This is a genomic window from Pseudomonas sp. GD04158, from assembly GCF_029834875.1.
Classification (GTDB): domain Bacteria; phylum Pseudomonadota; class Gammaproteobacteria; order Pseudomonadales; family Pseudomonadaceae; genus Aquipseudomonas; species Aquipseudomonas hydrolytica.
Genome location: NZ_JAODYT010000019.1, coordinates 1 through 21,152, shown reverse-complemented (window position 1 = coordinate 21,152; position 21,152 = coordinate 1). Strand labels below are relative to the sequence as shown.

17 protein-coding genes are annotated in these 21,152 nt (G+C 64.8%); 1 reads left to right on the top strand and 16 read right to left on the bottom strand.

Features of this window, described 5'->3' with window-relative positions; genetic code table 11:
* Window positions 1-133: 133 nt before the first annotated feature.
* Window positions 134-1,702, top strand: coding sequence for a choice-of-anchor I family protein (locus tag N7333_RS09900; protein WP_129483210.1), 1,569 nt, complete (start codon window positions 134-136; stop codon window positions 1,700-1,702).
* Window positions 1,703-1,972: 270 nt separating this feature from the next.
* On the opposite strand, the gene N7333_RS09895 is transcribed toward N7333_RS09900, so the two are convergent.
* From N7333_RS09895 to N7333_RS09820, 16 genes are all read right to left on the bottom strand, one after another.
* Window positions 1,973-4,579, bottom strand: coding sequence for a DUF2235 domain-containing protein (locus N7333_RS09895; RefSeq protein WP_129483209.1), 2,607 nt, complete (start codon window positions 4,577-4,579; stop codon window positions 1,973-1,975).
* A complete protein-coding gene (locus tag N7333_RS09890) occupies window positions 4,564-5,028 on the bottom strand; it encodes a DUF3304 domain-containing protein (RefSeq protein ID WP_252576805.1) in 465 nt (154 codons plus the stop codon). Before N7333_RS09890 ends, N7333_RS09895 begins: the two co-directional genes overlap by 16 nt.
* A gap of 80 nt (window positions 5,029-5,108) precedes the next feature.
* Window positions 5,109-5,624, bottom strand: a complete 516-nt coding sequence (locus tag N7333_RS09885; protein WP_129483207.1) for a DUF3304 domain-containing protein — start codon at window positions 5,622-5,624, stop codon at window positions 5,109-5,111.
* Window positions 5,621-6,436, bottom strand: a complete 816-nt coding sequence (locus N7333_RS09880; RefSeq protein ID WP_129483206.1) for a DUF4123 domain-containing protein — start codon at window positions 6,434-6,436, stop codon at window positions 5,621-5,623. Before N7333_RS09880 ends, N7333_RS09885 begins: the two co-directional genes overlap by 4 nt.
* Before the next feature lie 16 nt (window positions 6,437-6,452).
* Window positions 6,453-8,588: a type VI secretion system tip protein TssI/VgrG gene (tssI, locus tag N7333_RS09875; protein WP_129483205.1), complete on the bottom strand. Its 2,136-nt coding sequence runs from the start codon at window positions 8,586-8,588 to the stop codon at window positions 6,453-6,455.
* 24 nt (window positions 8,589-8,612) lie between these two features.
* Window positions 8,613-9,584, bottom strand: coding sequence for a serine/threonine-protein kinase (locus tag N7333_RS09870; protein WP_177491194.1), 972 nt, complete (start codon window positions 9,582-9,584; stop codon window positions 8,613-8,615).
* The gene (locus N7333_RS09865; RefSeq protein WP_129483204.1) at window positions 9,581-10,309 is read right to left on the bottom strand and encodes a PP2C family serine/threonine-protein phosphatase; all 729 of its coding nucleotides are present in this window, start codon (window positions 10,307-10,309) and stop codon (window positions 9,581-9,583) included. The genes N7333_RS09870 and N7333_RS09865 overlap by 4 nt, the downstream gene beginning before the upstream one ends.
* Window positions 10,309-13,848, bottom strand: coding sequence for a type VI secretion system membrane subunit TssM (gene tssM, locus N7333_RS09860; protein WP_129483203.1), 3,540 nt, complete (start codon window positions 13,846-13,848; stop codon window positions 10,309-10,311). The genes N7333_RS09865 and tssM overlap by 1 nt, the downstream gene beginning before the upstream one ends.
* Window positions 13,845-14,726 (bottom strand): type IVB secretion system protein IcmH/DotU, encoded by an 882-nt coding sequence (icmH, locus tag N7333_RS09855; RefSeq protein WP_003242082.1) that lies wholly within the window; start codon window positions 14,724-14,726, stop codon window positions 13,845-13,847. Before icmH ends, tssM begins: the two co-directional genes overlap by 4 nt.
* A 2-nt stretch (window positions 14,727-14,728) precedes the next feature.
* Entirely contained in the window at window positions 14,729-16,060 is a 1,332-nt protein-coding gene (gene tssK / locus N7333_RS09850) for a type VI secretion system baseplate subunit TssK (protein ID WP_003242080.1), read from the bottom strand.
* On the bottom strand, window positions 16,057-16,539 hold the full coding sequence (gene tssJ / locus N7333_RS09845) for a type VI secretion system lipoprotein TssJ (protein WP_003242077.1): 483 nt from the start codon (window positions 16,537-16,539) through the stop codon (window positions 16,057-16,059). The genes tssK and tssJ overlap by 4 nt, the downstream gene beginning before the upstream one ends.
* Before the next feature lie 5 nt (window positions 16,540-16,544).
* On the bottom strand, window positions 16,545-17,741 hold the full coding sequence (gene tagH, locus N7333_RS09840; RefSeq protein ID WP_011920433.1) for a type VI secretion system-associated FHA domain protein TagH: 1,197 nt from the start codon (window positions 17,739-17,741) through the stop codon (window positions 16,545-16,547).
* 20 nt (window positions 17,742-17,761) lie between these two features.
* Window positions 17,762-17,896 carry a hypothetical protein gene (locus tag N7333_RS09835; RefSeq protein ID WP_011920432.1) on the bottom strand — a complete coding sequence of 45 codons (135 nt, stop codon included), beginning with the start codon at window positions 17,894-17,896 and terminating at the stop codon, window positions 17,762-17,764.
* A 37-nt stretch (window positions 17,897-17,933) separates the two neighbouring features.
* Window positions 17,934-18,323: a DUF805 domain-containing protein gene (locus tag N7333_RS09830; RefSeq protein WP_177491191.1), complete on the bottom strand. Its 390-nt coding sequence runs from the start codon at window positions 18,321-18,323 to the stop codon at window positions 17,934-17,936.
* A gap of 11 nt (window positions 18,324-18,334) precedes the next feature.
* Entirely contained in the window at window positions 18,335-19,843 is a 1,509-nt protein-coding gene (locus tag N7333_RS09825) for a sigma 54-interacting transcriptional regulator (protein WP_129483316.1), read from the bottom strand.
* 10 nt (window positions 19,844-19,853) lie between these two features.
* On the bottom strand, window positions 19,854-21,152 hold a 1,299-nt coding region (locus N7333_RS09820), incomplete at its 5' end, for an AAA family ATPase (protein ID WP_279858759.1).

Below are 21,152 nucleotides of genomic sequence, written 5' to 3'. Positions count from 1 at the left end.
ACTGTCACCGCCTCCCATGCGGCTCGGCCTCCGTTGCGCGTCGTCGATTCGCCATGCAACTGCCATCACTCGGTCATTTTGCCGACATGCGCCTGTCCCATCCTGCTCCCTCCAACCAGCAAGGGAGCCTTCCATGCACAAGTCAGTTCTCGCCGCCGGCCTGCTCGCCTGCGGCCTGGCCCACGCCGCCGCCTCGCCCAAAACCATCCAGCTGACGCCGCTCGGCAGTTACAGCAGCGGCCTGTTCGGCCAGTCGGCAGCGGAGATCGTCGCTCATGACCCGGCCAGCCAGCGGCTGTTCGTGGTCAACGCCGCCAGCGGCCTGATCGACGTGCTGGATATACGCGAGCCGAGCCGGCCCACGCTACTGTTCAACCTCGACCTGTCTGCCCATGGCGGAGCGGTGAACAGCGTCGCGGTGCGCGACGGGTTGATCGCCGCAGCGGTGGAAAACCGGGTGAGAACCGAGCCCGGTCGCGCCGTGTTCCTCAATCGCGACGGCCAGGTACTGGCCTCGGTGCAGGTCGGTGCCCTGCCGGACATGCTCGTCTTCACTCCGGACGGCAAACACCTGCTGGTGGCCAACGAAGGCGAGCCGAGCGACGACTACCTGACCGATCCGGAAGGCTCGGTGAGCATCGTCGACCTGCCGAAGGACATCACCAAACTGACCCAGGCCCAGGTCCGTACCGCTGACTTCCGCGCCTTCTCCCGCGCCGACCTGGACCCGTCGGTACGCATCTTCGGCCCCAATGCCAGTGTCGCCCGGGACCTGGAACCGGAGTACATCAGCGTCGCCCACGACTCCAAAACCGCCTGGGTGACCCTGCAGGAAAACAACGCGGTGGCCGTGCTGGATATCAAGCGCGGCCAGTTCAAGGCCATCCACGGGCTCGGCTTCAAGGACCACAGCCTGGCCGGCAACGAACTGGACGCCAGCGACCGCGACAACCAGATCAATATCCGTAACTGGCCGGTGCTGGGCATGTACCAACCCGACGCCATCGCCAGCTACCAGTACCGCGGGCGCACCTACCTGGTCACCGCCAACGAGGGCGACGCGCGCGACTACCCCGGATTCAGCGAAGAGGTGCGCCTGGGCAGCGCCAACTACCCGCTCAGCCCGCTGCACTTCCCGGATGCCGCCAGCCTCAAGCAGAACGCCAACCTTGGCCGCCTGACCGTTTCCACTGCCAGCGGCTACAACCCGGCCAGCGGCCACTACGAAGCCATCCACGCCTTTGGTGGACGTTCCTTTTCGATCTGGAGCGAAGACCTCACCCAGGTCTACGACAGCGGCGCCGACTTCGAGCGCATCACCGCCGCGGCCAATCCGCAGTTCTTCAACTCCGACCACGCCAGCAACAGCTTCGACAACCGCAGCGACAACAAGGGCCCGGAGCCGGAGGGCGTGACCCTGGCCAAGCTGTGGGGCAAGACCTACGCCTTCATCGGCCTGGAGCGCATCGGTGGAGTGATGGTCTATGACATCAGCCAGCCGCAGGCGCCGCAGTTCGTGCAGTACTTCAACAATCGCGACTTCGCCGCGACTCCAGGCAGCGCCACCGCGGGCGATCTGGGCCCCGAGGGGCTGATGGTGATCGAAGCCGAACACAGCCCGATCGGCGTGCCGCTGCTGGTGGTAGGCAACGAAGTCAGCGGCACCACCAGTTTGTTCCGTATCGATCGTCAGCATCGCTGAACGGAGCCGGCGGGCACACAAAGGCCGGTCGCGCGACCGGCCTTTGCACTGACGAGCAGAAAGGGGGACGGTTCTCGTTGAGTCCGTCCCCTTTTTCTGTGGAATCAATCCCGCCCGGGGGCACTGCCGTGGTTGAGTTGGAGGATGGGCGATTGGTGGAACAGAAGATGTGCAAGGAGGTGGAAGTGTTGAGGGGCGCGCTGGAAACGGTAGAAGCGGAAACCTGCAAACCAAAAGCAGCGGAGCAATGATGCTCCGCCGCCTTTGCTCCTAACCGGCGAACTCCTTGGCCATCCCTTTGGCCTGATCCAGCCAGCCCGGAGACTGCAGCCCTGGCTTGGGATCTCCTTTATCCATGAGGTCCATGGCCTGCCCCAGCAGACCGCTCATATCGCCGGAGTCATTGGCTGCTTTCACCGCCTTCGCCGCTTCGGCGGCTTTAAAGATGGTTTGCAACTCCGGGGTGTTGGCGGTTCTTTCGGTGAGCGGTACAGGCGGTGGCATGGTATTGAGCAGGGCCACCACGTCGCCTGGATTTCGAGTAAAAGCACGTACGGCCTCCATACCCTCCATCATTGGCAGGGCGATGCCGGTCAAAGGGTCGTATGCGCTGATTTCCGGGAAAGCAGGCAACCCTGGGCGGCCGGTTAAGACAGGAGTCGCCAGGGACGGCAAGAATAGGCCTAGCAAATAGCGAGGGTTTCGCTTTTTGATCGATAGCCCGATGCTGCTCAAAGCGATACCCATCCCAACAACGCGTCCAGCATTCATCAATACCGACAGACGCTTGTTCGATTCATTGTCGAAATGGACCAGGCGGTAGCGGAAATAGTCGGTAAAAAGCTCGCGCTCGCCAAAAAAAGAAGAGTTCATAAACCAGGCACGTGAATCGTGCACATGATCATCAAAAAGCGCGACCAGATCCTGCTGCCCATTGGCGATAACACCCGGCATAGTAAATAGCTTGCCATGGCGCTGCCTGCCATTCTGGTAAAGCTCGGCATACTCCTGAGCTTCATCTTCTTCGTTGATTAGGTAGACAGTGCCACCGAGCAACAGATTGATTACACCACCCCATGCGAATGTATCCTCGAGAACGCCCCAGTTACGGTCGTAGTCACGCTTGAACTCAGCGGCGGCACGGCGCAATTGCCGATCATCCAGGGCCGGCTCGAATGTCTTGTTGGTATTGATACGCGCATAAGCATCAGTACCCCCGACCAACTCAAGATCCGCCTCGCGCTGTCGTTGCTCGCGGGCACTGAGCACAGGTGGTTCCTTGCCCTGCGCGGCCGCTTTGTTTTCCGCCAGTTTCTGGGCATGCAGGCGTTTCAGGGCATCCTGTTGCTCATCACTCATATCCTGGCCTTTCACATGGCTGTAGAAGCCCTGCTTGTCGATGCCGCCGGCATAGCGGTCGATACGCCAGGCTGTGATCAGGGCCAGTTCTCGCTTGATCATATCCTCAAGCGGCTCTTCTTCAGCCTGTTGCTGCCAGGCATTGAAGCGGGTTGTGAGTGCGTCACCTACAGCAAACTCGCCGAATGTCTCAGGATCCATTTTTCGCCAGTCTTCGAGGCCCTCTGCAACGGTTTCGGGAACCTGTAACGGTGCGCCTGCGGCGAAGGCCGATCGGTACATGTGGTGCAAAGGGATCTGTGACAACAGCTCGCCTTGGCCACCACAGGCCTTGCCCTGATCGCCAGGTGGGTAACCACCACCTACGTCGGAGTGCATGCCTGGATAGACGTATTCCCAAGTGTCCTTGCGATAGGCGGACGCTCGTTTGTCGTCACGTTTTCCATCGGCGTTTTTTTCTCGGCGGCGAATGGAGTCCAGCGGGAAGCTGGCGCGCTGCTCATGAGCGGAAACCAAATGCACGCAGCGTTTGAGAAAAAGGCAATCTTCAGGCAGGCCGGTTGGCATGCAGGCTTGCACCTGGCTTTCGTCCGGCAGACGCATGGTACCGCTGGCCCAATCCATATGACCGGCAGCGAAAGGTACGCTATCGGCCAACCCCACTGCGGCCACTGTATCGAACAGGCCAAGGAACTCGATGGAAATAGGCAGCCCCGCGAAACGGTATTCGCTGGTCTCACCATTTTGCCGGCGCGTCAGCTCCATCAGCCAGTTAGCGAAAGTGCGGGCCTGAGCGGCGCCGCGGGAAAAACCATAGACATAAAGACGCAAGGCCAGGATTTCCGGTTTCTCGCCAGCGCTTCGCCGTTGTTCCAGCAAACTGGCCAGTTCGTCCTCGTAGGGCTGTATCGCGGCCTTGCGTTTGTGTGCGCCATTCTCCAATTGGCCTCCGCTTAGCACGGAGGCTGCCCAGTTAGTGCCCATGGCTTCGACCAAGGCTTGGGTCTGAGCAATAGAAAGCGGCTCCTGTCCTGCCCCCTTGAGGGTTTCCTTGAGCGCTGCGATTAATCGAGTAAGCCCCCAATTGATGCGATCTTCGCCCCCACTAGCGCCGATCAGGCCTAGCTGACTAGGCAAGTACTCTTTGATCTCCTCAAAAACAGTGCCGACCCCAGGACTGTAATATCGAAAAAAACCTTTTCCCGTTTGCTCGATACTTGCATGGTAAAGACGCGCCACATTGCTCGTACAAATTGGGTCGGCAATAGAGTCCGAAGGCTCGTGATTATTGGTACCGTCGAAACACAAGCTGATATATAGAGTTTTACAGCAAGGTTCAGGCGTTTCGTCGCCTTGCTTCGCAGCATCCTTGACTGCCTTGCTCCAGGCCCGTTTTTCGTCGCGGCTCTGGCTTCGGATATTTGTGGCGACCTCTGCCGAATTAATTGGCAGACCTGTGCGTTCAAACGGGCGCGCCTTTAAGGCCCTAGCGGGCGGTGGGCTCAAGGTTTGGGACATTCCGTATCCTCCATCTTGCGGGGAAAGTTATAGGGGTAGCCGGAAACCCCGTAGAAAATATTGTCCGCTGACACTCTCACCTGATCGCAAGGGAGAAAGTGCACTTTCAAAGTTCCAGCTTCCTGATATTGAGGGATTTCCACCACCACCCGGTGACGGGTGTAATGACTGCGGTGTTTCTCCATACGTTTGTTCCAGGCGTCGGAGTATGGTCGCTCCGGCCAGCTGCCATATCCTCGGGGATTTGGATCTTTCTCCCACTCCACAATGGCTCTTAACCCAGGCCGCCAATAACGAGGCACCGAGCCACAGCAGACTTGTCCACCGCCACCGCTATAAGGGCCTAGATTGGGGCCCCCAGCACCGTTGACGGTAAAGCGGTTGATGGCAGCGGACGTATGGTTATAGCCCTCGACAGGAGCACCGAGCATTTCGGACTCCTTGGCCATGCAGCCGCTGATCAGTAATAGCGCTAGCGACAAACCAGCGAACTGATATCGACTTATAGGATTGCGAATAAGCGACAAGCTCAAAGGGCGGGACATTCCGTATCCTCCATCTTGCGGGGAAAGTTGTAGGGGTAGCCGGGGATCCCGTAGAAAATATTGTCCGCCGAGACCCTCACCTGATCGCAGGGGAGAAAATGCACTTTCAATGTCCCGGCTTCCTGGTACTGAGGAATCTCCACCACTACCCGGTGGTGGGTGTAATTGGCCGCGTGTTTCTTATATGCCTCTCTCCATCCATCCGTGCCATGAGGTGGCCATCCAACAGAGGCACCAGGATTTGGATCTTTTTCCCACTCCACAATGGCCCTCAATCCTGGCCGCCAATAACGAGGCACCGAGCCACAGCAGACTTGTCCACCGCCACCACCATAAGGGCCTAGATTGGGCCCCCCAGCACCGTTGACCGTGAAGCGGTTGATAGCGACAGAGGTATGGTTATAACCCTCGACAGGAGCACCGAGCATTTCGCTTTCCCTGGACATGCAACCGCTCAGCAATGAGATCGCTAGAAGGCAGGGCAAAACTCTGTTGATCATGCCCACACCTCTACGGACTCTTCAGGCGGCGCGACTGAGGAGTTCTTGGCCAGCCAGACGCGGATAAAGGCGTCACGCTGGTCGAGGTCGTGCAGCCCTTCGCGATTCGCTGCCAACTGCCCATGCATCAGGTGGCGCATTAACGGTTCCTGTTGACCCATGCCGTAGTCCTGCGGCTGCACACCCCAACTGCGCCGATAGTCTTCCGCCGCACTCCAGGCCAGCAGGCTGGCCATCTGCGCCTTCGTCAGCCGCAAGACCGGCAGCGGCGACGGCAATTCCGTTGAGCCCAAGAGGTTGCCTGGCAGGCTACGAGGCTGCCGGTCACGATCCTGCCAGTGCCAGGCGATGACCGGGGCGTGGAACCATATCTGGTGCGGATCCAGCGCTTCACTGGTGGGAACCAGCATGCGCGGATCATAGAAACGCAGCAGGCCACTGCTCCGGCCATCGTTCCACTCGACCTGAGTGCAGTGGCTTAGGTGGCTGGCAAGCTGGGTGAAGGGCCAAGGACTGAGTAGTGCCAGAAGATGCTGGTGTGCATTCTTGCTGGCCAGCAATTCTTCGAGCCAGTGTTGTTCGAGCTGATCGACTCCTACTCGCAACAGTAGAGGCCCTTTGGCCGCGATGGCCCCTTCTGGTGTGCCTTCCAGAAGCATGGCAATTTCCGGGGGCTGCTCAAGTTCATCGAGATGTGAAAGCAGCGGGTAGTGCAGATTGCTGGCATCGACCAGCAGATCGAAATACTGCAAACGTTCTTGCTCCGCATGCTCGCGGAGCAGATTCAGCCAAGTGTGAGCCAAGGATTTCATAGTGTTCCGGTGCCTCTCAACGTGCGACTAGCGCTTGGGCTTTACTTTGCGCACGAAGCAGACACTCTTCACACACGGCTTTCTGTGGCTTGTCCACACAGTTGCTGACGGCCTGCTCCAACAAACTCCCCGCCTTGTCGCTATCGGCCATACCCGGCAGCACGGGCGGCTTGATCTTGAGCCCCGAGCCCTTGCCTGGCAAACCCCCTGCGTTGATCCTGGCCAGCGGGCCGGAGATGGTGATGCCGCCGGGGTCGAGTTTGATGAAGCTGCCGCCGGCCTTGATGGTCAGTTCGATGCCGGCTTCGATGACCATTTTCTGCCCGGCCTTGAGGTGGATCTCACGGCCTGCCTTGGTCAGTTGTGCGGTGCCCAGTTTGATGTGCTGGTCGGTGGCCACCGTCAGGTGATCCTGGGGTTTGACCTCGACCTTGCGGTCGGCGGTGACGGTGAGGTGTTCCTCGGCCAGCAGTTCGGTGTAGCTGTTCTTCTCCACGGTGTCGTGGCGTTCGTTGCCGACGCGGATCTTCTGGTCGTGCTCGATGTTTTCGTCCCAGTCGCGCTGGGCGTGGACGTATATCTGCTCGGCGCCCTTGCGGTCCTCGATGCGCAGTTCGTTGTAGCCGCCACCACCGGGGCTGCTCAGGGTCTTGAACACGCTGCGGGTCTTGTTCGTCGGCAGGTCGTAGGGCACGACGTGTTCGGCGTGGTACAGGCAGCCGGTGACCAGGGGCTGGTCGGGGTCGCCTTCAAGGAAGGTGACCAGCACTTCCATGCCGATGCGCGGGATGGTGATGGCGCCGTAGCGATCGCCGGCCCAGCTGGAGCTGACGCGCAACCAGCAGCTGGTTTTCTCGTCGGCCTGGCCTTCCCGGTCCCAGAAGAATTGCACCTTTACTCGACCATATTCGTCGCAGTGGATTTCCTCGCCGGCAGGGCCCGTGACCACGGCGCTCTGGCTGCCGAGGACGCGGGGTTTGGGGTGAGCGAGTTGCGGGCGGTAGGGTACGTCCCAGGGCGTTGCGAGGAAGCGGTTGCGGTAGCCTTGGGTGAAGTCGGCGTCGTCCTTTTCCCCCTCTCCCCAGCCCTCTCCCCGAAGGGGCGAGGGGGCCGATCTGCGTCGTGTCAGATCGCTCGTGATCGACTCCTCCAGCACCTGCGGTTGCTTGCCTTCGTGCAGCACTTCGGTGAGCAGCCAGAGGTCGTTCCATTCGCGGCGCGGGTGTTCGGAGATTTCCAGCAGATGCCCGGTGACCAGCCGCGGCTGGTCGCTCTGGCCCTGCAGTTGCTGGTAGTCGGCGCGGTGGCGTTCCAGGGCGCGCTTGGCCAGGTGCTTGCCGCGGGTGCGGTCGGTGTAGCGGCCGGGGTAGTCGTAGTCTTCCAGATCGGGCAGGCCGTCGTTCTCGCCGGCCTGCTCGCCCTGGTAGGCCGCCTCCAGCAGCAGGCGCGGCTGCTCGAAATCGTAGTCGCGGCGGGTGGTGCTGCGGGTGCGGGTTTCCAGGCGCAGGGCCAGGCGCTTGATCACCGGATCGTCGGCGGTCATGCCGCTGTCCTGGATATAGGGCGTGGGCTGGCCGAGCTTGGCGAAGGCGGTCTGGTCGTCGCCGAAGGTCAGCACATGGCCGCTTGCGCTGTGCTGGAAGTGGTAGTGGATGCCTTCTTCCTCGCACAGGCGCTGGACGAAGTGCAGGTCGCTCTCGTCGTACTGCACGCAGTACTCGCGCTGCGGGTAGACGCTGGGGCCTAGCTGGAACTGATAGCGGCCCTCCACGATGCCATGTTCTTCCAGTACCTGAGCGATGATCTGCGGCACCGTCAGGTGCTGGAAGATGCGCTGGTTGGTGCGGTGCGCCAGGTAGGCGAGCTGCGGCACGATGGCCAGGCAATAGCGGGTCAGGCGTTTGCCGGACTCGCCCTGTTCGACCCGGTGGATCAGGCCGTGGATGCCGTCGCCATTGGGGCTGAAGGCGAGGAAGGCGCGCTGGTGCAGCAGGCTGGCCAGATCGAGATCCGGGCGTTCGCTGATCAGCTCGACGTCGAAGCGATAGGGCTGGCTGATGGCCTCACGGCCGTTGAATTCGAGCACCTGCAGATCGTGCTCGACGCCTTCGATGGTCAGGCTGAAATGGGTTTCATTGGCCGGGTTAAACATGTGCGTATCCTTTCGATTAAGTCCTTATGCCTTGCCCAGCCAGCGGCGCAGACGCGAAGCCGGTGGCCGGCGAAACGCGTCGAGCAGCTCGCTGCAGTCGATCTGCCGCTGGCTTTCGTCGAAGGCCAGCGCGGTGCGCAGGGCCTGCCAGCAGTGCAGCGGCACCTGCGCCGGGCGTTGCAGCTGCCTGTCCAGCTCCATGCTCTTGGCCTGCTTGGCGCTGAGGCGGCGGAACGGGTGTTGCCCGCTGGCCAGCTCGACCAGCACGCAGGCCAGCGCATAGACATCGGCAGCCGCCGACAGCGGCGCGCCTTCGAGCAACTCCAGCGCGGCGTAGCGCGGTGTCCAGGCGGCGATGCGGCTGCGGCACAGGCGCGGCAGACCGGGCAGCAGGCCCTCCACCGGCTGGCCGAGACCATAGTCGAACAGGCGCAGGCCGTCTTCGGCCAGCATCACATTGCTGGGCTTGAGATCGCCATGCAGCACGCCCAGCTGGTGCGAATAGCACAGGGCTTCGAGCAGCGGGATGGCGATGCCGCGCAGCTCCTCCCAGGGCAGGCCCTCGGGGCGTTCACAGAGCAGCTGATCGAGGGTCAGGCCGCGCAGCAGTTCCAGGGTGATGAAGGCGCGCTGGCTGGGAATGTCCACCTCGAAACCGAACAGACGCACCACGTTGGGGTGGCTGAGCCGTGCGGTGAGGGCGAACTCGCTGTAGAGCAGGGCGTTGGCGTCCGGGTATTCGGCGAAGTCGTCGCTCAGGGTCTTCAGCGCGACATAGGGCTCGGGGTCACCGAACTGTTCGCGCAGCAGATCGCGCGCGCGATACACCGCGCCCATGCCGCCGACGCCGAGCAGACGCTCGATCCGGTAGCGGCCGCCGAGCACTTCCGGCAGCTCGCCGGGAGCCTGGCGCGGCGTTTCGCGCACAGGCTCCCTGGCGGCGGTGGCGGCCAGGGCGAAGTAGGTGAGGTCGCTGGCTTCGGCGGCTTCGATCATTGGCGGATCACCACGGCACTGAGGTTGTCACGGGCCGGGCCGTCGAGCACGCGCTGGAACAGGCGCTCCACGGCCAGGTGCGGCGAAGGCAGGTTGAGGCAGGCGCCCAGCTCGTCGGCGGAAACGCCCTGGTAGAGGCCGTCGCTGCACAACAGGAAGACGTCGCCGGGCAGCACGTCGAGTTCGAGGATGTCCAGCTGCAGGGTTTCGCTGGCGCCGATGGCGCGGGTCAGGGCATGCGCCGCCGGGTGACGCGCGGCCTCCTGCGGCGTCAGGCCCTGTTCGTCGATCAGTTGCTGCACCAGCGAATGGTCGCGGCTGAGCTGATACAGACGCGCACCGCGCCACAGGTAGCAGCGGCTGTCGCCGGCCCAGACGCAGGCGGCGCGGTCGCCGTCGAGCAGCAGGGCGACCACGGTGCTGCCGATCACCGTGTCCGGGCGGTCGGCGGTTACCGTCAGCTCCTGACCGAGGCGATGATTGAGCCGGTGCAGCGCCTGACGCAGCGCCACCAGACGCTGCTCCAGGCTACCCTGCGCCAGCTCGGCCAGTTGCTCGACGATCAGGCGGCTGGCCAGGGCGCCGTTCTGGTGCCCACCCATGCCGTCGGCCACCACCCACAGGCCCTGCTCGGGCAGGGCCAGGAAGGCGTCCTCGTTGCGCGCGCGCACCTTGCCGGTGTCGGTGCGCGCCGCGCTGCGCCAGGCGTTGGCAACTGCCGGCATCAGAGCGTCGCCGGCAGCTTGAAGCTGCGCAGCAGGCCGATGTCGAACGGGTTCGGCGAACGCTGGCTGTGCAGCAGGTAGTTGGCGTGCAGGCCGCCCAGGTTGGCCTTGAGGATCAGCACGTCACGACCGCTGTGGTAGTCCACGTCCATCAGGTCGAGCAGGCGGAACAGCGACCAGGGGCCGGTGTTCTTCTCGATGCCGACGCGGCGACCGCCGAGTTCCTCGACCACCAGGCTGGTGCGGTCTTCCTCGCTCGCCGCCGGCCAGCGGAAGGCGGTGGCGACGATCGGGCCGTGGCGGTATTCCAGCTGTTGCTTGCCGAAGCGGAAGTCGGCGCGGCTCAGGCTGGAGTCCAGCGAGTAGGGCTCGAGCTTGAACAGCACCTGCGGCTCGGCCGGGTTCTCGGCGAAGAAGCTGCGGCGGATCACCTGGGCGCGGCTCATCTGCAGGAGGAACTCGCGCGACAGCGGCAGGCCGCGGTCATCGACGCGGCGCAGGCGATACTCGTCGGAGCTGCCGCTGACGAAGGGGCGCAGGTACTGGTCGAAGAAGCGCTCGGCAATGCCCTGGGCCTTGAAGAACTCGCGGAAATCCGCCACTGCCACGTCGCTCTCGCTGTGCGCGCTGAACGGATAACGCTGCTTCAGCGAGTTGTCGTAGGCGGCGTACAGCTCGCTCTGATAGCGCTGGTTGAGGAAGTGGTAGGCATCATTGAGCACCAGCGTCCAGCTGTCCTCGGCGAGCAGCGCCAGCCAGTTGCCCACCGGCTGTGGCAGGCGCGCGGCGGCGCTGCGCACCTGGTTGATCGCATCGCGCTTGCCGGCCATGCGCGCCTTGGCCATCTCGAACGCGGCCTGGTCGCTGGCACCGGCATTGGCCAGGCTGGCCAGCTGGCGCTGCAGTTCGTCCAATGCCTGCAGGCTGGCGGCCAGTTCGACGCCGGCACCGCCGTTGTCGTCGAGCAGCTTGTGCAGCACCTCGAAGCGGCGCTCCAGGGTCTTGCGCGCGGTGTCCGGGGTGTTCTTGGCCAGGGCCTGCTGCGCCTGTTCGGCAGCGGCGCTGGCCAGCTTGGCGGCCTTGCCCAGCTTGCCCTTGGCGCCCTCCAGCGCTTCGGCGGCGGCACCGGCGTCATCGGCGGCCTCGGCCAGGCCCTTGAAGCGGGTGTTGTCGCGCACTTCCACCAGCAGTTGCAGCAGCGGCGAGTTGGCCGCGGTCAGGCCGCCGAGCAGGGCAGCACCACGGCCGGCACTGCCGATCGGCTCCAGGCTGAGCTGGGCAATGGCCTCGCCCCAGTAGTTGCCGTAATCGCGGAAGTACAGCTGCTCCAGCTCTACCATCAGGCGGCCGAGGTCGCCGGCGCTGAGGCTCTCGCCCTCGCCCAGCACCCAGTTGTCGCGCAGGATCTCGCGCACCAGGTTGCCGCCCTGGGCGGTGAAGGTCTTGCTGTAGCCGGCCTGGGTGTAGAAGCCGGGGATGGCGTAGTCGCTGCCATTGATCAGCCCGGCCTGCGGCCCGAGCTTCTGGCTCAGGCGGTAGTCCGGCAGGCTGCGCGCCTGTTCACGCAGCATGCGATAGACCACGTTGGCCAGCGACTCGCTGCGCAGCACCTGGCGCGCCTGGGCGACCAGCTGGGCGTTGAGCGCATAGGGCGCGAAGGACTCGTCGAGCAGACGGGCGAAATGGGTGTTGAGGCCATGTTGCGCCGGGCTGTTGCCGGCATAGCGCAGCGACCAGTCGGCGGCCACCCACTCCTTGAGGAAGGCGGCGTCGCGGCGCTCTTCCAGGTTGAGCATCAGGTAGGCGCGCAGGCTGCCGAGCAGGCGCTCGCGGTCGCCGAGGTTGGCGCGGATCTGCGCCTCCAGCTGCCGCGCCACACGTGGCAGCAGCAGGGTTTCCAGCTCGGCGCGGTAGGTCGAATAAACAGCCGGATTGACCGCCTCACCCTGGAACAGGCCGGTACGCTGCAGGTAGGACACCTCGCCCTTGGGCGGGAACACCAGGGTGGCGGCGTAGCTGCTGTCCAGCGCCTTGAGGGTCTGCAGGGCGTCGTCCTGCGGGTTGATCGCCTGGTGCTCGCGGGTGAGCTTCTGGGCGATCTCGCGCAGCTGTTCCAGGCGCCCGTGGTTGGCCGAGAAGCCGCTGGCCCAGAGCACGCCGAACAGCGCCAGCACGGCGAAGGCGGTGGCATACATGGCGCGCTGGCCCCAGTCGATGCGGCGCACTTCCTTCTGATCGAGCCCGGCCAGGTCGGCCTCGGGGAAGATCACCCGGCTGAGCAGGTGGTTGATGAAACGTGCACGGCCCGTGCGGAAGGTCGGCAGCGCGCTGCCGGCCAGGCCGAGGTTGCGGCCGATACCGGCGGTGAGCGGGTCGAGCTGTTCGTTGAGCTGCGGCGCGCTGGTCAGGTAGAAGCCGCGCAGCTTGCTGGCGCGCTGGTAGCGGTTACCGGCGAAGGCCAGCTCGATGAATAGGCACAGGCGCTCTCCGATCTGACCGAGCTGGTGCGGGAAGTCGAGGATGCGGCCACGGCGCTGGGTGTCGCGCTCCTGGTGCATGCGCAGGATCACCTGGCTGTTGAGGCGGCGCAGCAGCTCTTCGAACTCCTGGCGCACCACGGCCACGTCGCTGGCGTTCTGCTCCTTGCGGAAGCTGGCGCCGAGCACCTGCTCGCTCTCCTCGCGCGACAGCTGGTCGAAGAACTCGTCGAAGCCCAGCACCTTGTCGGCCTTGCTCAGCACCAGGTAGACCGGCACGTCGGCGCCCAGGCGCTGATGGATCTCGTGCAGGCGCTGGCGGGTCTGGCGGGCCAGGGTTTCCAGCTCCACCTCGCTGCCGCCCTGCAGCTGCTCGACCGGAATGCTCACCAGCACGCCGTTGAGCGGGCGCGCGCGGCGCTGACGCAGCAGGCCGAGCAGGGTGCCCCAGGCGCGGCCGTCGACCTGCGCGTCTGGCTGGGTCAGGTAGCGCCCGGCGGTGTCGATCAGCACGGCGTGATCGGCGAAGTACCAGTCGGCATAACGGGTGCCGGAGACGTCCTTGGTCAGGCGCTGGTTGTCGCCGCGGTTGAGCGGGAAGTCCAGGCCGGAGAAGTCCAGCAGGCTGGTCTTGCCGCTGCCCTGCGGGCCGAGCAGCAGGTACCAGGGCAGATCGTTGCGCCACTTCTCGCTGCGCCCGCGGTACAGGCTGGAGCGCTTGAGGGTGCGCAGGGCGTCCTTGAAGCGGTGGCGCAGCTCATTCTGCTCCTCGCCGATCTGCTCCTCACGACGCAGGCGCTCCTGCGCCTCGGCGTCGTTCTCCTCGGCCTTCTTGCGTGCGGTGGCGCGCCAGCTGGCGAACACCATGGCCAGGCCCCAAAGCAGGAACAGCAGGCTGATGGTCAGCAGGCGGCTGGTGGCCGACTCCCAGAACTTGTAGTCGTCGACCGCCAGCAGCGGGCCGACGAACCACACCAGCAGGGCGAGGACCAGCACCAGCAGCAGGCTCCAGACCCAGGTCTTGCGGAAAAAGGCGCCAAGTTTGGCGAAGAAGCTCTTCATTTCACGTCATCCATGCTGACACCCGAGGCCGGGTCGAGTTGCTGATACGGCTTGAGGACGGTGTCGCGCTGCTCGCCGAGCACCCAGGCGAAACCGGCGTACATCATCACCAGGCACATCAGGGTGAACAGCGCCACCAGCCACCACGGCACGATGCGCACCAGGCGCCGGCGGGTGTCCTTGAGGCCCTGCCAGTGCGGCGAAACTTCGCGCGGCACGTCGCCGCGTAGCTGACGGATCTGCCGGTAGAGGCTGTCGCGCACCGCTTCCAGCTCGAGCATGCCGCGCGGCAGCACGCGGTACTTGCCCTCGAAACCGAGCGACAGGCACAGGTACATCAGCTCCAGCATCGGCAGGTGCTTGACCGGGTTGCGCGACAGGCGCTCGAGCAGCTGGAAGAACTTCTCGCCACCGAAGGTCTCGTTGTGGAAGGAGGACAGCAGGCTCATCTGCGACCATTGGCTCTCGTTGCCCCAGGGCGTGGTCACCACGGCCTCGTCGACCACGGTGCACAGCACGTAGCGCGCGGCCATCACCTGGCTGCTTTCCGCGCCGTCGTGCAGGGCGCGGTGTTCGAACAGCTTGATCTCGCGAGTCAGGCGCTGGTTGAGGGCGTCCAGGTCCTCGCTTTCGAAGCTGTGCTTGAGCCGCACCACCTCAGAGAGCAGCGCGGAGGCCGCCGCCACCAGCGGGTTGAGGCTGATGTTGAAGCTCTCTGCCGGGCGCAGGCGCGCGGCGAAGATCATGCGTTCTTCCAACTGCTCGAATTTCGGCGGCGCGCTGAAATCGGTCAGCGGGCTTTCGGCGCGGGCTTCGCCCTTGCGGTTGAGGATGACCGTCTTGTCATCCTGGCCGTATTCCATTTCCTTGATGGTCATCGTCAGTTCCTGATCGCCCAGAATTTCAGCTCAAGCCCGGAGAACTCGCCGGACACGTGGAAGGCGAAGCCGCCGGAGCGTTCCAGCTGCGCCAGTTCCTCGGAGCTGAGCTCCAAGGCGAAGTAGGTCTTGCCCGAATGGAAGGGGATCTGCCGCGGTGCCACCGGCAGCGGTTTGACCTTGATCCCCGGCAGGTGCAGGTTGACCAGCTGGCGGATGCGCTCCACCGGGCCGACCTTGAGGTGTGCCGGCAGACGCTGGCGCAGCTCCTCGGAATCGCACTGGGCGCTGGCGGCGAGCACGAAGCTGGAGGTGCCGAGCAGCTTGTGGTCGTGCAGCGGCGACACCTGAATGCCGTACTGGCGCTGCTGCAGGAGCATCTCGATGGCGTGCTGTTCGAGCACCATCGACAGCACTTGGCGAATGGCGTCCATCAGCTTGCGGAAGCTCATGCCCTGGTCGCTGTGCAGGTAGCGGCCTTCCAGGCGTGGGCGCTTGGTCTCGCTGGAGAAGGTCGCCAGCTCGCCGAGCAGGCCGACCAGCTCGCGGTAGATCTGCTCCGGATGCACCTGCTCGACGCCCAGGTGGTGACGCAGGATCGGTTCGTAGCGGTTGATCAGCTGCAGCATCATGAAGTCGCCGACCTCGGCACCGCCCACCTTGCCGGTGGCGCGGATGCGCTCGGCGAGGATGTCACCGCGGTGGGCGAGCATGCTGATCACTTCCTTGAGGCAGCTCAGCAGGTAGCCGGAAGCCTGGAAGTTGACGTAGGTCGGGCTGAATTCCGGGTCGAGGCTGATCACCCCGTCCGGCGTGGTGTCGAGCACCTCGCACAGCTTGAGCTTCACATAGGCCTGGTCGCTCTGCTGCTCGCCGAGCAGCAGGCGGAAATCCGGGCGGCCGGTGCTGACCTGACTGTGGCTGCTGTCGCCGGCGTTGCAGTCGGCGACTTCCTCGTCGAAGGCGACGTAGCGTGCCAGCACATCCTTCTGCTCCGGGCGGCGGCTCTCGATATGGTTGCCGGTGACCAGCGGCAGCGCCAGGTACACCGGGGTGTTGCCGGTGTTCGGCGGCACGTCCAGGCCCAGCGGCTCGCGTTCGGCGCCGAGGTCGAAGAGGCTGCCGTCGGGCAGCACGCCGCTGGCCTTGCTCACCACCAGCTTGCCCATGTTGAGGAACTGGCGGTCGATCTCCAGTTCGAAGAAGCCCCAGGCGTAGCTGTCCAGTTTCTGCGTGCGCACCTTGAGCTGGTGCTCGAAGTAGCGATCGTTCTGCTGGAAGTGCTGCGGGCGCAGCAGCATGCCTTCCTGCCAGATGACTTTATGCTGGCTCATCGGCTGCGCTCCTGCTCGGCATCGAGGTTGCGGATGCCGCGCTCGTCGAGGCGCAGGCGCGCCTGGTTGCGCTGCTGCTCGTCGATGGCGATGACGTAGCGCCAGTTGGCTTCCGGCAGGTCGCGGTAGGCGGCGAGCACGCCGACGTAGCGGCTGCCTTCACCCACCGAGAGTTTCAGCTCGCGGGTCTCGCCCGGGCGCAGCTCCAGTTCCTCGAGGGTCACCAGGTCGGGCGCCAGGGCCTCCTTGGGACGCTGGTAGAGGGAGAAGAAATCGGCATTCTCGAAGGCCACCGGGTGCTTGAGCTCCATCAGGCGCAGCACGATGGGCGAGGGGCGGCCGTGCAGGTCCGGGTTGAGCTGGTCGCTGCCGGCCAGGCTGAGGTCCAGCTTGGTCATGCTCGAATAGGGCGACAGCGCGGCGCAGCCGGCCAGGCTCAGCAGCGCGGCGATGAAGGCGAGGGAAAGCAGGCGAGGCATGGGCATCATCCTTGAAGGTCGGTATTGAGGGTGGCGATCAGGCGAACCTGCTCTTCGTAGGCACTGGCGAAATCGCGGGTGAACAGGCGGTCGCTCCAGTCGTCGTTCTGCGCCAGATCCGCATGCAGGCGGCGGTAGGCGCGCCAGCGGCTGCCGGCGGTGGCGAGCAGCGGCTTGCGGCCGTTGCGTTCGAAGCGCATGGCCAGCTGCTCCGGGGCGAACTGCTCGAACATGCCCTTGACCGCCGCGCGGCTGGCGGCGAGCAACGCCACCTGGTGCGCCTGCAGGTCGCGAAAGCCGCGGCTGATGGCCTGCTCGGCAGGCAGCTGACCGGGTTTACCGCCGCGCAGCAGGGCGGTCAGCGTCTCCCCGCTATCCAGGCCGTGCTTGAGCGGGTTGTTGCCGGCGCCCTGCACGGTGGTCAGGGCCAGACGCAGCTCGTTCTTCAGCTCGCCGCGCGTGCGCAGGGCCTGCTGCAGGCTGCCGACGCTCTGCCTGAGCAGCTTGGCGGCGTTGAGCGCCAGGGCTTCGCGGGCATCGTCGTCGAGATCGTCGAGGCGCACGCCAAGGGCATCGGCGAACTTTTCCCAGAAGCTCGGCGGCAGGCGCTCAGGCTCCGGCGCGGGTTTCGGCTGCGCTGGCGGCGTCGGCATCACCAGCTCGGGTACCAACAGGTTTTCCTCGTCGATCTGCGCGTAGTCACGCTGCTGCGCCTGGGCGGTGCTGGGGCGCAGCACGGCGGTCAGATCGTCCACCTCGGCGTAGACGCGCTCCTGCTGCTCCAGCGCGGTGAGCGGATCGAGGTCGAGGAAGGCGTCGTCGGGGATGATGCTGCCGGCTGCCTGCGGCAGGCCGATATCACCCTCGAACATGGCCGGATCCTGGATCAGCCGCGCGCGAATCTCGAAGTCGCCCAGGCAGTACACGCTGCCGTGCTCGATACGCTGCGGGCGGCCCTTGGCCAGGCTGGCGCCGCTGTCCTTGAGGGCGATGCCGTTGCTGCTGGTGTCGGTCAGGTAGAAGGCGCCATCGCGATAGCTGACCTCGGCGTGACGGCTGGAGAGGATGCGCTTGCGATCGGGAATCACCCAGTCGCAATCCTCGGCGCGACCGATCACGCCGCCGGCCTGTTTGAAGGTCTTGGTGGTCAGCAGACCCGGCACGAACTGCTGTGCGCTGACCATCTCGAATACCAGTTCCATGGTGACTGTGCTCCTCGCGGTCAGTGGCCGCGCTTCTCGGCTTGCGGATCGCCCAGCGGGCGGTATTGGTCGTCGCTGAACTTGTAGTTGCCAGTGCAGCCGGCCAGGACGAGGGCCAGGGCCAGCAGGGCGGCGGTCCGGTAGCGATGCAGCATGGAATGCGCTCCTTGAAGAGAGGTGAAAGTGAACATGTCAGGCCGCTCCGGCTATCTGCGTGGCAGCGGAACGTTTCAACACAGGAGGACCGTAGCGATTGGCCTGGCGTTGCCCAGGCCAGATCAGCAGCAGCGGCCAAATCAGACTGATCAGCAGTACCCAGTAGCCGCTCCGGCCCAGGTCATGTAGGCGACGAACACCGGCAGTCAGCGTGGCGATCCACCAATAGATCAGACCGAAAACGACGAGAACCGAGAGCACGTACTGCATCCACAACGGAGAGTTTTTGTTGCTCAAGGCCATAACCAGGAAAAGTGGCCAGGCGCTCCACACATGGAGCAGCAGATACTTGATTCGCCCAATTCGTCCGCTGGAGATCATGGGCTCCAGCACGAATGACGCTACACAGCCCAGTAAATTCTTCATGGCCTCTCCCATCACACTTCGCTCGGGCTGATCTTCAGCCGTTGCATGCGGTACAGCAGGGTGCGCCGGGGCAGGCCCAGCTCGTTGGCGGCATTGGTCTGGTTGCCGCGGTTCTTGCGCAGGCAGTCGAGCAGCAGATTGCGTTCGACCCGGTCCATGCGCTCGCGCAGGCTCAGCGGTGCGCTGCCTTCGCTCGGCGTCTGCTCCAGGCTGAAATGCTCGGGCAGCAGCTCGCCGCCCTCGCACAGCAGCACGGCACGCGCGATCAGGCCCTTGAGTTCGCGCACGTTGCCGGGGAAGGCGTAGCCGGCCAGGTGCTCCAGCGCCGCTTCCGACCAGCGATAGGCATCGCGCTGCAGGAAGCACGCGGCCTCGACGGCGAAGTGCCGCGCCAGGCGCAGGATGTCCTCACCGCGGGCGCGCAGTGGCGGCAGCTCGATGGGAAAGTGCGACAAGCGATAGAACAGGTCTTCGCGAAAGCGTCCGTCCTCGACCAGGCTGCGCAGATTGTGGTGCGTGGCCGAGACGATGCGCACATCGACCTTGTGCGTGCGGGTCGAACCGAGCGGGCGCACTTCACCCTCCTGCAGCACGCGCAGCAGCTTGGCTTGCAGGCTCAGCGGCATATCGCCGATTTCATCGAGGAACAGGGTGCCGCCATTGGCCGCATCGAACAGGCCCTGATGGTCGCGGTCGGCGCCGCTGAAGGCGCCCTTGCGGTAGCCGAACAGCTCACTCTCCAGCAGGTTCTCCGGCAGCGAGGCGCAGTTCTGCACCACGAAGGCTTTGCTGCGACGGGAGCCACAGTCATGGATGGCACGTGCCACCAGCTCCTTGCCGGTACCGGTTTCGCCCGTCAGCAAAACGCTGACCGAGTTGTGCAGCACCTTGCCGATCAGCTGGTACACGCTGCGCATCGCCGGGCTGTCGCCGATCAGGCCGTAGCCGCTGGCGCAGCTTGGGGTGGGTTGCGCTGCGGCCTCGCTCTGCGGTGCTCGCAGGCGCTGCAGCAGGTGCAACTGGGCAATGGCGAAGCCGCCGAGCTGGCCCAGGGAGCCGGCGAAGCCCTGCAGCTCGCGGGGCTTGTGGCTGGCGATGAGGAGCAAGCCGTTGACCTGCCGGTGTTCGTCCAGCAGCGGCTGGCACAGCAGGCTGCGCCAGGGCTGGCCGCTTTCCGGGAGGAAGCCGATGCTGTGCAGGCTGCTATCCAGCTCGGTGAGGCTGAGCAGCTGGTTCTGGCACAGGCAGTACTGCAGCAACTGTTCGCCGTCATAGTCGCTGGGCAGGCTGGCCTCGGCACGGCGCTGCAGTTGGCCGTCCTGCCATTCGGCGCTGAGGGTCAGGCGGGTGTGGGTGGCGTCGAGCAGGTACAGCTGGCTCAGCTCGCTGGCAGACAGCTGCGCGGCGGCTTCCACCAGCCCGCCGAGCAGAGCGTCGGCGCTGGCATGGCGGGCCAGTTGGGCGAAGCGCTGCAACAGCGCCTCGGCATAGCGCAGCGGCTGGGGGATCTGGCTGAACATCAGCGAGGGGTTAAGCGAACTCACAGACCACCGTTCCTTCACCGTTCAGGGTGGCGCGTACCTGCTGCAAGGTCTCGCCGCTCGCCATGGCGTCGAGCAGGCGGTCGACCACCAGCGGCTGCAGGTGCTGGTCGATCAGGTGGTCGATCAGACGGGCGCCACTGTCGCCATGGGTGCAGCGCTCGGCCAGGTGCTCGACCAGGCCGTCGCAGTGGCTGAAGGCGAGCTGGCGACGGGCCAGGCGCTCGCCGAAACGGGCCAGCTTGAGGCCGACCAGCTGACGCAGCAGGTCGCCGTCCATGGGGTAGTAGGGCACCACGCGCATACGGCCGAGCAGGGCCGGCTTGAAGTGCTGGGTCAGTTGCGGGCGGATGGCCAGCTCCAGGTCCTCGGCGGCCGGGCGTTCGCCGCCAGCACAGAGGCTGGCGATGCGTTCGCTGGCCAGGTTGCTGGTCATCAGGATCAGGGTGTTGCGGAAGTTGATCTCGCGCCCTTCGCCGTCGTTGGCCACGCCCTTGTCGAAGATCTGGTAGAAGACGTTCATCACGTCCGGGTCGGCCTTCTCCACCTCGTCGAGGAGGATCACCGAGTAGGGCTTCTGCCGCACGGCTTCGGTGAGCATGCCGCCTTCGCCGTAGCCGACGTAGCCGGGCGGCGCGCCGATCAGACGCGAGACGGTGTGTTTTTCCTGGAACTCGGACATGTTGATCACGGTGAGGAAGCGCTCACCGCCATACAGCAGGTCGGCCAGGGCCAGGGCGGTCTCGGTCTTGCCGACGCCGCTGGGGCCGACCAGGAGGAACACGCCCACTGGCGCATCGGGCCGGTTGAGGCCGGCGGCGGTGGCGCGCATGGCCTTGTCCAGCGCCTGGATCGCCTGCTCCTGGCCGCGCACGCGCTGGCGCAGGTCGTCGGCGAAGGTGATGACCTTGGTGTTGTGCTCGCGCGCCAGCTGGCTCAGCGGCACGCCGGTCCAGTGGCTGATCACCTCGGCCACCAGGCGCGGGCAGACCTCGAAGCTGACCAGGCGCTCGCTGGCCTGAGCCGCGGCCAGCTCGGCCTGGAGGGCGCGCAGCTCGGCTTCCAGTTCCTCCAGGCTGGCACGTGGCTCGTCGGTTTCCTCTGCGTCGCCAGCAAGACGCGCCGCGGCGCACTGCTTGCGCTGCTCGAGCAGGCGCTCGGCCAGGTCGCGCTGGATCGCCCAGCGGGTTTCCACCTGCTCCAGTTCGGCGCGCGCGGCGACCAGGCGGGTTTCCAGGGCATCCAGCGCTTCGCCGTCGATACTCAGACCGGCGTCCAGGTCGCGGCG